The organism is Streptomyces sp. CLV115, from assembly GCF_038448545.1.
Classification (GTDB): domain Bacteria; phylum Actinomycetota; class Actinomycetes; order Streptomycetales; family Streptomycetaceae; genus Streptomyces; species Streptomyces sanglieri.
The window spans coordinates 1-10,036 of the sequence record NZ_JBCEWQ010000229.1 but is presented as its reverse complement, the minus strand read 5'-3'; the positions used below and the strand labels follow the sequence as shown (position 1 = coordinate 10,036).

Annotated in this window: 12 protein-coding genes and 2 pseudogenes; 7 read left to right on the top strand and 7 right to left on the bottom strand. The window is 68.1% G+C overall.

The window, feature by feature from the left end; all coding sequences use genetic code 11:
* Positions 1-699 (bottom strand): hypothetical protein (locus AADR41_RS39400; RefSeq protein WP_342287048.1); only part of this gene is annotated, 699 nt, incomplete at its 3' end.
* Here AADR41_RS39400 and AADR41_RS39395 point away from each other — a divergent pair.
* Positions 586-1,241 (top strand): annotated as a pseudogene (locus AADR41_RS39395) (transposase); the annotation flags it as partial. The gene AADR41_RS39400 and the pseudogene AADR41_RS39395 overlap by 114 nt on opposite strands.
* A 6-nt stretch (positions 1,242-1,247) precedes the next feature.
* Here the strand turns inward: AADR41_RS39395 and AADR41_RS39390 are convergent.
* Positions 1,248-1,706: a PH domain-containing protein gene (locus tag AADR41_RS39390; protein ID WP_342287047.1), complete on the bottom strand. Its 459-nt coding sequence runs from the start codon at positions 1,704-1,706 to the stop codon at positions 1,248-1,250.
* A gap of 713 nt (positions 1,707-2,419) precedes the next feature.
* Between AADR41_RS39390 and AADR41_RS39385 the strand changes: the two genes are divergently transcribed.
* The 4 genes from AADR41_RS39385 to AADR41_RS39370 all read left to right on the top strand — a co-directional run bounded on the left by AADR41_RS39385 (position 2,420) and on the right by AADR41_RS39370 (position 4,995).
* Positions 2,420-3,202: a DUF2397 family protein gene (locus AADR41_RS39385; protein WP_342287046.1), complete on the top strand. Its 783-nt coding sequence runs from the start codon at positions 2,420-2,422 to the stop codon at positions 3,200-3,202.
* Entirely contained in the window at positions 3,132-3,641 is a 510-nt protein-coding gene (locus AADR41_RS39380; RefSeq protein WP_342287045.1) for a DUF2397 family protein, read from the top strand. Before AADR41_RS39385 ends, AADR41_RS39380 begins: the two co-directional genes overlap by 71 nt.
* 329 nt (positions 3,642-3,970) lie before the next feature.
* A complete protein-coding gene (locus tag AADR41_RS39375; RefSeq protein WP_342287044.1) occupies positions 3,971-4,402 on the top strand; it encodes a hypothetical protein in 432 nt (143 codons plus the stop codon).
* A complete protein-coding gene (locus AADR41_RS39370; RefSeq protein ID WP_342287042.1) occupies positions 4,399-4,995 on the top strand; it encodes a hypothetical protein in 597 nt (198 codons plus the stop codon). The genes AADR41_RS39375 and AADR41_RS39370 overlap by 4 nt, the downstream gene beginning before the upstream one ends.
* Positions 4,996-5,087: 92 nt before the next feature.
* Here AADR41_RS39370 and AADR41_RS39365 read toward each other — a convergent pair whose 3' ends face one another.
* From AADR41_RS39365 to AADR41_RS39355, 3 genes are read right to left on the bottom strand one after another with little or no spacing between them, the layout of a single operon-like run.
* The gene (locus AADR41_RS39365; protein ID WP_342287041.1) at positions 5,088-5,945 is read right to left on the bottom strand and encodes a class I SAM-dependent methyltransferase; all 858 of its coding nucleotides are present in this window, start codon (positions 5,943-5,945) and stop codon (positions 5,088-5,090) included.
* 20 nt (positions 5,946-5,965) lie between these two features.
* Positions 5,966-6,310 carry a VOC family protein gene (locus AADR41_RS39360; RefSeq protein ID WP_342287040.1) on the bottom strand — a complete coding sequence of 115 codons (345 nt, stop codon included), beginning with the start codon at positions 6,308-6,310 and terminating at the stop codon, positions 5,966-5,968.
* A 1-nt stretch (position 6,311) separates the two neighbouring features.
* A complete protein-coding gene (locus AADR41_RS39355) occupies positions 6,312-6,491 on the bottom strand; it encodes a ribbon-helix-helix domain-containing protein (protein ID WP_342287039.1) in 180 nt (59 codons plus the stop codon).
* A gap of 732 nt (positions 6,492-7,223) precedes the next feature.
* On the opposite strand from AADR41_RS39355, the pseudogene AADR41_RS39350 reads away from it, so the two are divergent.
* Positions 7,224-7,640: pseudogene (locus AADR41_RS39350) on the top strand (transposase); the annotation flags it as partial.
* A gap of 26 nt (positions 7,641-7,666) precedes the next feature.
* On the opposite strand, the gene AADR41_RS39345 reads toward AADR41_RS39350, so the two are convergent.
* Positions 7,667-8,254, bottom strand: coding sequence for an Imm21 family immunity protein (locus tag AADR41_RS39345; RefSeq protein WP_342287038.1), 588 nt, complete (start codon positions 8,252-8,254; stop codon positions 7,667-7,669).
* A 308-nt stretch (positions 8,255-8,562) separates the two neighbouring features.
* Here AADR41_RS39345 and AADR41_RS39340 point away from each other — a divergent pair, with 308 nt between their 5' ends.
* On the top strand, positions 8,563-8,778 hold the full coding sequence (locus AADR41_RS39340; protein WP_342287037.1) for a hypothetical protein: 216 nt from the start codon (positions 8,563-8,565) through the stop codon (positions 8,776-8,778).
* Between the two features lie 329 nt (positions 8,779-9,107).
* Here AADR41_RS39340 and AADR41_RS39335 read toward each other — a convergent pair whose 3' ends face one another.
* Positions 9,108-9,782 (bottom strand): hypothetical protein, encoded by a 675-nt coding sequence (locus tag AADR41_RS39335; protein WP_342287036.1) that lies wholly within the window; start codon positions 9,780-9,782, stop codon positions 9,108-9,110.
* Positions 9,783-10,036 lie beyond the last annotated feature (254 nt).

Sequence of the window (10,036 nt, the reverse complement as noted above, 5' to 3'; positions counted from 1 at the left end):
CTGCTGATCATCCGCGTCGCCCTCGGACTGACCGTCGCAGCCCACGGTGCGCAGAAGCTGTTCGGCGTCGGTCATCAGCGATCCGTATACGTGCCAGGCGCCCGGCTCGGTCAGGGTGCCGTGCTCGATCTCGCGGGTCATCGTCGTGTGCCACTGGGCTGCGTCGTTGATGGCCCGGCGCAGTCGCTCGTGGGCGTCGTCCCGGGCCGGGCCGTCGGCGGGGCCCGGGGTGGCGAAGTACGTCACCGCTTCGCCCGCCGCCTGCAGGGTCGCCGCGTAGCGGTCGAGGAACATCTGCCCCGGGCGGTGGTCGTCGACGGTGTCGGCCGGCGTCCGGGCGATGCCGCGGACCTGGAAGGTGATCCCGTGCAGAGCGCGCAGGGTCTCGCCGTGGCCGGACGGCTCGCGTCGTCCACGTACCGCCACGCACCGCGTGTTCCAGCGCAGCCTCTCCCGTCTCTCACGGACGTCCTCGTAAGCCCGCATCGCCAGGTCCTCCAGGCGCCTTCCCCTCTCCAGCCAGGTGTCCGCACGGTCGGTGTGCTGCCGCTCCTTGAGCCCACGGCCCATGTCGGCGAGCAGATCGCGAAGCTGACCCGCACGCAGCTGCAGGCCGCCCTCAAGCGAGCCGGCCGTCAACGCGGCATCGCTGAAGAGGCTGACCGGCTCCGCGGCATTCTCCGAGCCGAGTGGGCTCACCAACCCGAGCTCGTCGAAATCGCGCTCGGCAAGCAGATGCCGGCCCTACTGCTTCAGCTGGAAGCCGCTTCCAAAGCTGCCGACGACCTCGAAGAAGCAGTGGGCGAAACATTCCCTCGCCACCGGGATGCTGAAGTCATCCTCAGCTTCCCTGGTCTTGGTGTTCAGCTCGGCGCCCGGATGCTGGCCGAGATCGGAGACGACCGCCGACGCTTCGCAGACGCTCGTGGTCTGAAGGCTTACGCACGCGCCTCACCGATCACCCGCGCCTCAGGCAAGAAGTCGAGCGTTGCCCGACGGTGGGTGAAAAACGACCGACTGAACCATGTCGGCCACCTCTGGGCCTTCTCCGCCCCCAACACCTCACCAGGTGCCAAAAACCACTACCGCAGGCGCCGCGGGAGCACGGAGACCGGCACGCATCCGCCCAGCGCAACCTTTTCAACCGCAGGATCGGACAGCTCTACCACTGCCTCCAGCACGGCCAGCTCTTCGACGAGGCCGTCGCCTTCCCTGCGGCAGCCGAGGCCCTCGCGGCATGAGCTCCATCAGCCGCCGACTGCGCGGGACCAGCACTCCTGGATGGCTACCTGCTTCCGCTCAAGCTCGGCATTCATCACCCGGCTGGTGGCCGTTCCCGGAATCGTGAGCGACCGCCCGCGAACCCTGACGACCCGCAGATCACACAGGACTCTGCTCCGGACCACCCGCCGCCGCGTCTCGATGTCGGCGACCTCGTTCCAGGGGATGACCCGCCTCCTGACAAGGGTGCGGAACTCCAGCCCCCTCGCGGTCAAGAGGACCCGGCCATAGATCAGGTTGACCGTGCCGACAAAAGCGACCGCAGCAAGGATTCCAAGGCCACCCACAAACCACCACTTGCTCGGCTCATGCGTGGTCAGGATCATCGCCATCATCACACCGGCAAGCGCCAGCGTCACAAGGACGTTCCGCCACCAGGACCTCCGGCGATCAACAGAGTTGAAGCCGATCCACACATCAGGCATGTCCATGATGCTATCGACGTCCGTTCGGACGATGACCGGCCTGGCTTGACGATTTATGTGCCCTGAGGTGTCTGTCCGGCCCAGGACGTTGCGAACTGGTTGATGAACACCACGACGCCGACGGGGTTCCAAGCCGCCCTGAGCGCTGCCGCCAGACCGCGCCGGGCCCGCACCGAATGGGCCGGGACGGCCATGTCCTCGACACTCTGCTCCCAGCCGGCTGCCTGAAGGTGTCATCTGCCGCCTCGTACGGCGTCTCTGCCTGCGGACCACTCCGCTACGCCGCAGGTTCCCCGAGCGACAGGGCGATCCTGGGCTCGGCGCAGCACACCGTCTCCGTGCACGAGCTCCGCCATGTCTTCGACGGCCCCTGTCTTCCCGACTGGCAGGTCGTCGCGCAGCTCACCACGGCGTTGTGGAGCCTGCCCGAGATCACCCGCCCGCTACGGGGCCAGGCCCGCTCCACCACCGGCCCCGGATGCGACCTGCACCGCCCCGCCTACCTCGCCTACGCCTCCGCCTGCCACCGCCCAGCTGCCGGCGGTCGGCTACCACGATCCGCTGCCTCAGACCGGACTGCGCGTGCTGCTGGACCAGTTGACCGGCTGGGGTTTCGTCGAGCCGTTTCAGGACTACGCGGCTCCGCTGCGGACCTTCCACGGTCTAGCGGCGCGTGAGGAGGCATGGGCGCTGACCCGTAGGGCCGCGGCACCGTGGCTGCCGTCCGGTCCACCGTCGTTGACGTGGGACGCGCACTGCAACTCCCCAGCCGCCTGCTCGACGGGGTGGAACGCACCCTTCGTGACCTCCTCGGCCACCTGCGCGAGGACCACGGCCTGCTGCCGGGCGACCTGGAAGACGTGTGCACCCGCATTGACGAACTGCAAAGGGTGACAGCCGACTTCTACGCGGCGCTGGCAACGATGGTGCAGGCGGACGTCACTGGCAACGAGGTATTCGGCGAGAACCGGGACCGCGTCGTGGAGGCACTGCGGCAGTTCCCCCGCGAGTACGGCCGGGGCCTGCCCAGGGTCGAGACGGCCCTGGCCGAGCTGCGCGAGGCCGGCTTCGCCCGCACCGTCGAGGCCGCCGTTGAGCACGCCGGACCGGTCGACGCGGCCGACCAGCAACACTGGATCGACGAACGCCTGCGCCGCCTGGCGGACCTGGAGTCCTGGTTCCAGCCGGACGGCAGCGTCCACAGGCTGATCGACTCGGCCGGCGGCGTCGTGCACACGATGCTGGTCGCCATCGGCCGCCGCTACATGGCCCGCCGACGCGGAAGCGACCCGACCCGGGAGTCGACTTCAGGACCCTGGCCCACAGCCTCCACCGGCAGCCGGAAGAGACCCAGGCCCGCCGCGTCTACGCGGCCGCGTTCGGGGACTTGCCTGGCACGCCGTCATCAGAGCGGGAGAGGAAGACGTGGCCCACGGCACCACTGCCCGGGCCGGCGCTGCCCGCCACCAGGTCGAGGTGACCTTGCGGGAACATGAACGGCACGGGCCCGCGACCGGGCGGCCCCGCAAGGTGCCCGATACCACTGCCGTCCGCGCTGCCGCCCAAGCGGCGGCGAGTGCCGCCGCACAGTGCCGCCGTCACCTTCTCGCCGTGCTGGCCACCAACGGCGAAGTCAGCCTTGAATACTTCGCTGGACTGCCCTCCCAAGCGGCTGCCGTCCTGCTGAACGCCATCGAGATCGCCCTCGGCCAGTACCGGCCCAGCCGCGGATCCGGACAGGCCGTCATCGACGACGCCGGCCTGCAGGTGACCGTCCGTCCAGGCCTGCCCCGTACCACCGTCACCGTCGAGCTGGCCGAAGGCCGACTCACTGGGCCCGACCTGCGGGTGTCGGTTGTCCCCGCAGACAAGTCACCCGACGTGCCCCGCCAAGCCACCCCCGACACCGCGGAATCGACCTGGAGCATCGCGTGAACGAGGCCCCGCTGCTGGACGCCGACCTACGAGGGAGCACCCTCCTACTCATGGCATCAGGTCGGCTCAGAACGGAGAACGACCCCGAGTACTACCGGGTAGCCCTGAAGGGCCATCAGGAACTCGCCGAGTTCTTTCGCATGGAATTGAACTGAACCCTGGAGGTCCACGAGGTCGCGGGGCTGATCCGGCTCCACAAACGCCGCAGTGACCTGCCCGCCAACCGCGGCCCCCGGCTGGTCCGCGACCGAAAGCCACTGGCCGGAACCCTGGTGATGATCCTCGTCTGCCTGGCATGCGAGCAGCTGTGGCGGTGACCGTGGATGGGCGTGCGGGAACTCGTGCAGGCCATCGCCCAGGTCTGCGCTGCTGAGTCCAACACCTACCAGCCGGTCGTCCGCGGCGAAGCCTGCCGCTGGCAGCTGAACTGCGAAGGGTGCGACAAGTTCGTCATGCCCGGCGCCGACCTCCTCTACTGGCACCGGAAACGCGATCAATGCCGCTCGCTCGCGGAACGGGCCCCGGACGAGCCACCGCCGACTACCTGCAACCAGGTCTTCGAGCCGACGTCCAAGGCGATCGACGGCCTGGAGAAGGCACTCGCAGCCCTCGGACTGCTCGACCAGGCCCTGGCCATGGACTTGCGGCGCCCACAGGACTACTTCCAGCGGCTCTGGAGCGTCGCGTTCCGCGCTTCCGACCTCGCCGCCGCAGGCGAACAAGAGGACGATCCGGACCGACAACTGGAGGACTCCCAATGACCCAGGCCCTTCCCGCCCCGCGCACAGCACAAGCACTCCAGGCCCGCCAGCAGTGGACCGAGGCCAGCCTCCGCAGGATCAAGGACGCGGTCGCCCACCTGGAGAAGACGAAGACCCCGATCACGGTCTCGGCCGTCGCCCGGCACGCGGCGTCTCCCGCACCTTCCTCTACGAACCCCCGCAGGCCCGGGTGCTGGTGGAGGAAACAACGCGCCGGGCAGCCGGCCGACGGATCCAGGACCGCCACGACGAACTCGCAGAGCGAAGCGTCCTGGAGGGAACGGGCCCTGAACACTGAGGACGCACTCAAGGAGACACAGGACGAGGTCCTGAGCCAGCGCGCACAGATCGCCGAACTCCTCGGCCAGGTCCGCGACCTGCAGACGGAATGGACCGAGGACGACATCGTGCGGATCACCACGAAGAACTCCATGCTCAAGACGCGTGTCCGCGAACTGGAGCGGGAGAACCGGCGAGTGACCGACCGGCTGGCCGCGGCTCGCGACAACGTCCGCTTCGCCGACAAACGCATCGCCGACCTCGAAGCCCAAGTGATCGACGGCGGACAACCATCTCCCAGGGAGACACTCTGATCTGGGAGGAATGCCTCGCCTGCCCGGAATCTTTTCATTAGGTGTAACTGCAAAGCTCGAAGCTTCTTGGAACAATCGACGTTGAGGGGAAGTCAGGTGGGGGCCAACAGTAGATCTTCTCCGCTTGACGGGCGAAGGCCGTCAGTGCGATCGGCGAAGTAGCGCTTGGCGAGCGCGGCTCCCGACACGTGTCGGGAGCCTCTGAAGCCGGCTTCGCGGGCCAGTGCCAGCATTTCCTTCGGGGTGTAGAAGCTGACGAACGGCGTCCCTGATGCTCGTGCGCCTTCCTCACTCGCCCGCAGGCCGGGGCGGTCGGCGGCGTCGACCAGTTCGGTCGGCAGCAGGAAGGTCATGGCCAGCGTTGAGCCGGGTGCAAGCCCGGCAATCCGTCGCAAGGTGGCAGCGGTGGTGTCTTTGGTGAGGTACATGGTGACGCCGGTGGAGACGATGACCGCTGGCCGGCCGGGATCGAAGCCGGCAGTGGACAGTTGCTCAGGCCAGGACGCGCCGGCCTCGAAGTCGACCGGCACCAGGTGCAGCCAGTCGGGGATGCCGTAGCCGAGTTCGACCAGGCGGTGGCGCTTGAAGGCTTGGGTGCCGGGCTGGTCGACCTCGAAGATCTGAAGGCGGGAGGCGAGCTCCGGCTTGCGCTGGGCGAAGGTGTCCAGACCAGCTCCCAGGATTACGTACTGGGTCACACCCCGGTCGGCCTGCTCGGCGATCAGGTCCTCGATGAAACGAGCGCGGGCAATGATGGCCGCCCGGAACCCGCTGGTGGCCTGAGGATCCATGTCCGGGCGGGCGCGCCATTTATCACCGGGGGCCGCCAACTGCAGGCCGATCTCGTCTTCGACCAGGTGCGGGGGCGGGTCGATCTGAAGGTGCATCGCCCGCCAGAGGGCGGTCCGCACCGCGGTATTGTCCGGTGCCTCGATCTGTTCGTGCGCCATGGTGTTCCCCTTCGTCGCAGTCAGTTCTTGGCGGGTGCCTGGAGGCTCCACAGGCGCCCGTCGGGGTCGCGGACGGTCATCTCCTTGGTCCCGTGGTGGGTGTCCTCGAACGGCGTGACCACCTCGACGACAGGATCGGGACGGAACGCGTCTGCGTCCGGCGCCTTCAACACGATCCGCGTCTGGGGCTCCTGGTCCTGGGGAACCTCAGCGATGAACACGTAGGGACCGTCGCCGTTGCGGAGCTGGCCGGAGTTGTGGTCCGTCGCGAACTCCAGCTCGTAGCCCAGCGCCTGGAAGAACTTCGCCGCCTTGCCCCAGTTGTGCGTCGTCAGGAACACGGCCTCGATACCTTCAGTCGTCATGTCAGGTCTCCTTCTCAGGCGATTGCTGATTGTCCCCTTGGGCGTCGTCGAGGTAGGCGCGCAGCGCGTCAGCGACGAGTGCTGACAACGACATGCCCGAGTCGATGGCGCGGTACTTGACCTGCTTGATCAGTCCGATCGGCAGGTACACATTGAACTGCTTGACTTCCTCATCACCCACAAATGAATGCTAGCATCATAGCTTGCTAGCATGGGCCGATACGGCGAACCGATCCGATCCGGTTCAGGAGGTCGGTGTCGACTTCTTCGTCCACTGGCTGGTGCTCAGGTCCTTGCGGGTCAGGCGGCGGGTCATCAGGCTGAGCGCTCAGTTCAGGTGGGTTTCGGAGTGCGGGAGCAGCCGTTCGCAGTCGCGTGCGTTGCGGCAGGCGTTCATGCACCAGTCGATCGCGTGCTCGGCAGTTGTGCCTTCCGGCCCCCGCGACGAGGTCGCCAGTTACATCCCTGATCGAGTGAGTCGCATCAAACCTGCAACCATGTCCCGGACATGTTCGCTACGCTCCTCCCCAGGTCATAGCCACTTCAGGGATGCTCCCGGCCGGAAAAGCACGCGAGACACCGACGTGACGACTGCGGCCGTGCTCGACTGCGGCCTGTCCCAGTGCGCCCTGATCGCCGTCCCCGCCCGTTCCGGCGACGTCGCGGAGCTGATGCCCCGTTGTGCGACACAATCGGCGACGAACTCGACCACCGCGGCATCCTCCCGAATCAGTGCCTGTTTCTGGGCCCTTGAAGGGCACCGGCCCGGAGACAGGGCGCCTCCGGGCCAGTGGGTCACGGTGTTCGGCGTCTGTGGAAGGGCTCTGGTGATGGCGGACATGGGCGTCAACTTTGGCGACGGCTCTTCCACCAGGTCTCCAGCACGGAGCCCAGGAGGACGGCCAGGACCGGCTTGGTTCCCACCCGCGACCACGCGGTGGCGGAGCGGTCCAAGAACTACCAGTACTCGACGCACCAGGTCGTCATGGACGCAGACACCCATCTGGTGGTGGTGGGCCGGCCGCTGCCGGGCAACCGCAACGACTGCAAGGCGAAGGCCGCCGTCGGGAACACCGCAGTGATCGCCGACGGAGGCTACCGAGGTACCGGGCTCGTCGTCCCACACCGCCGCGGCCCCGGACAGAGCGAACTGCCTGCCTGGAAGGAAGAGCACAACAACGTTCACCGCACGGCCCGCGCACGGGTCGAGCATGCCTTCGCCCGGATGAAGACCTGGAAGATCCTGCGCGACTGCTGCCTCAAAGGCGATGGCGTGCACCACGCGATGCTCGGCATCGCCCATCTGTACAACCTTGCGCGCCGCGACTGACCGCACCGGCCCGAAGTACTGTCCGTTCAGGATTCGGCGGGCAGCAGTTGGACCAGGCCGACCCAGTTCTCCTCGTCCACCTTGCTCTGTGTGGCGCGGACCCTCCAGCGGCCAGCGGGCAGTGAGACCGATGCCTCGGCGGGCTTCCCGCCGCCGGGGTACTCGACGCCCAGGTCGGAACCCGCTTCGGCGGAGTCCATGAGCACTGCCGGGCCGTCCGAGGCCCAGGTGCCGCACTCCTCCCACACCGTGGCCGGGTCTGCGAGGGCGGTGTCCGCCGCGGCTCTCAGCCCGGCCTCGGAGTCGGCGGCGAGCCACCGCAGGAACGCTCGGTGCTGGGGAAGATAGCAGCTGGTCGCCGGCTCGTCCGCCAGTACCAGTGCCTGCGTACCGTTCTCGTCGAGAGGGATCACACCGGCCAGAGCGTCCACCGCGCAGGCCCGGTCGTAGTCGTCTGGGGCGGTGGCGTCTTCCGCCATAAGCCCACTTTCTGTGCACCCGCCCCAGGAGGCCAAGGCAGAGACGGGGACGACGATCAGAGGACCGCCCAACGACTCCACCCAAACAGGGGAGGGGCCGGAGGCATCGTCTGCGGTGGATGAAGAGGCGATCATGCAAGTCAGTGTGCCCTCGCCCACTGACAACGTCCCCGCGCTCATCGGAACCCAGCACGGGGAAAGGCTCAGCACCTATGGCAAACAGCAGTTACGGGACAGCCTTCAGCCGGAGACATCAGGCTCCGGGGTGCCTGTGTTCTTCTTCTGGGCGGGGCGGTCGACCAGGGAAAGGCCCTGGTTCCCGTACCTCAGGAGCTCTATGGCCAGGTGGACGAGGAGCCGCAGAAGATCGATGTCGTCGAAGCGGTGGCCAATCTGGGGATCGGGCCCCGCAGCGATGAGGCGATGAGGCCGACCGTCACAAAGTGGCTGAGGCGCGGGCTGACCTGACCGATCCCGCTGCCGGCGTACGGCTCGGTACCGCACTCAGCCTGCTGGCCTGCGTGGGCGCCGAGGAACACGACATGCTCCGGGAGGCCGTCGTGGACTCGGTGTACCGGGGCACGCCGGCACTGGAGAGTGCGATGTGGATGTTCGGGAGGCCCATCGGAAGGGCGCTCGACCGAAGACTTCGGCGATGAGCGGAACCCAGCAGCCGGTCTCTCGCGCCCGGCGCATCCCGCACCCGGCGCACCCCGCAAGCGATTGTGGCCCGGACCCGGGACGTTCCCTGCACTGCCCGGTGTGCAGGAGGCGGACAAGGAAGGTGCACGGGTGCCACAGTTCGACCGTGGCGGATGCGCCGGTCGACGGCCGAACTCCAGCGCCTGGTCTTCAACGCCGCCGACCCGGACGCCGACCGCGACGTCCTCGTCCTGCAGAATGCCCGCAAGGAGCGCAACGCCGCGCCCTCGCCGACTTCCTGGACGGCTGGGACGACGCGGGCGGAGGGTGAGGTGAGTGCTTGGGTTCAGCCCCAGGTTTCGCCGCTGACCTGGTCCGGTCCGAAGTATCGGGTAGTGACGGAGGTAAGTGCCGGTAGTGGGCCGCCGTCCAGGCCGAGAGTGCCCAGCGCGTGCTTGAAGGTGTGGACCACGCAGGTCCGCAGCGGGAGTACCGGCCCATCGTCCATGTCCCCGCAGGTGTTGGCGGACAGTGGCCGGTTCTGCGGTCGCGCCAGGGCGAAGCAGACCAGCGTCGTGCGTTCGTCCTCGTACTGGAAGTAGTCGGTGATCGCCCGGTTGCCGAAGTCCATGTGGGCGAACACGACGGCGATGTCCTCGTCGCCGTACGGGGCGACTTGCAGCGCGGGCAGTATGTCGAGGACTTTCTCGCCGGAGGCGAGCAGCCGGGCCTCCTCGTGCGAGGGGCCCCACGGCGGGGGATCGTCGTCAAGGTCCGGTGTGTCCCACGGATACTCCTCGGTCCGCAGCACCGTACTGACGGGAGGCTTGTCCCAGCGGGCCTGCCCGCTGACGCTGCCCCAGTTGAGGCTCGCGTTGATGCAGAGCCGCCCCGTGAGGAGCGCCCACGGGGTCCGGACCACACGCTCGCGCGCCAGCTCGACCGCGAGTCGGCCGAACGCCTCCGGCCGCAGGAGAGTCGGCTCCGGGGGCGCGATGAAGGCGTCGGTCCAGATTCCCATGCCCCTTTTTGTAGCAACAGGGTACGGCCCGGCGCGACCGTGTTTCCGGGCAACGGACGAGCCGCACGCCGGGTGCCAGGCTGGGCGCGGGGCGGCGAAGGCGGAGCGGGAGCGGCCGCTGGACGGGGCGCCAGTACCCCGTGGCCGTTCACGCATCCCGCTACAGGTGCCGCCTGAGGCATGGCCTGCCCAGGCGCGGGCTGACCACCCACCTCGCGCGACTCCACCCGCAACGCCCCCACCACGGCCCCACC

What these genes read in the sequence shown, in the direction of transcription:
- AADR41_RS39390 (WP_342287047.1), bottom strand. Translation starts at nt 1,706, where the DNA reads ATGCCTGATGTGTGGATCGGCTTCAACTCTGTTGATCGCCGGAGGTCC.
- AADR41_RS39370 (WP_342287042.1), top strand. Translation starts at nt 4,399, where the DNA reads ATGACCCAGGCCCTTCCCGCCCCGCGCACAGCACAAGCACTCCAGGCC.
- AADR41_RS39365 (WP_342287041.1), bottom strand. Translation starts at nt 5,945, where the DNA reads ATGGCGCACGAACAGATCGAGGCACCGGACAATACCGCGGTGCGGACC.
- AADR41_RS39345 (WP_342287038.1), bottom strand. Translation starts at nt 8,254, where the DNA reads ATGATCGCCTCTTCATCCACCGCAGACGATGCCTCCGGCCCCTCCCCT.
- AADR41_RS39335 (WP_342287036.1), bottom strand. Translation starts at nt 9,782, where the DNA reads ATGGGAATCTGGACCGACGCCTTCATCGCGCCCCCGGAGCCGACTCTC.
- AADR41_RS39360 (WP_342287040.1), bottom strand. Translation starts at nt 6,310, where the DNA reads ATGACGACTGAAGGTATCGAGGCCGTGTTCCTGACGACGCACAACTGG.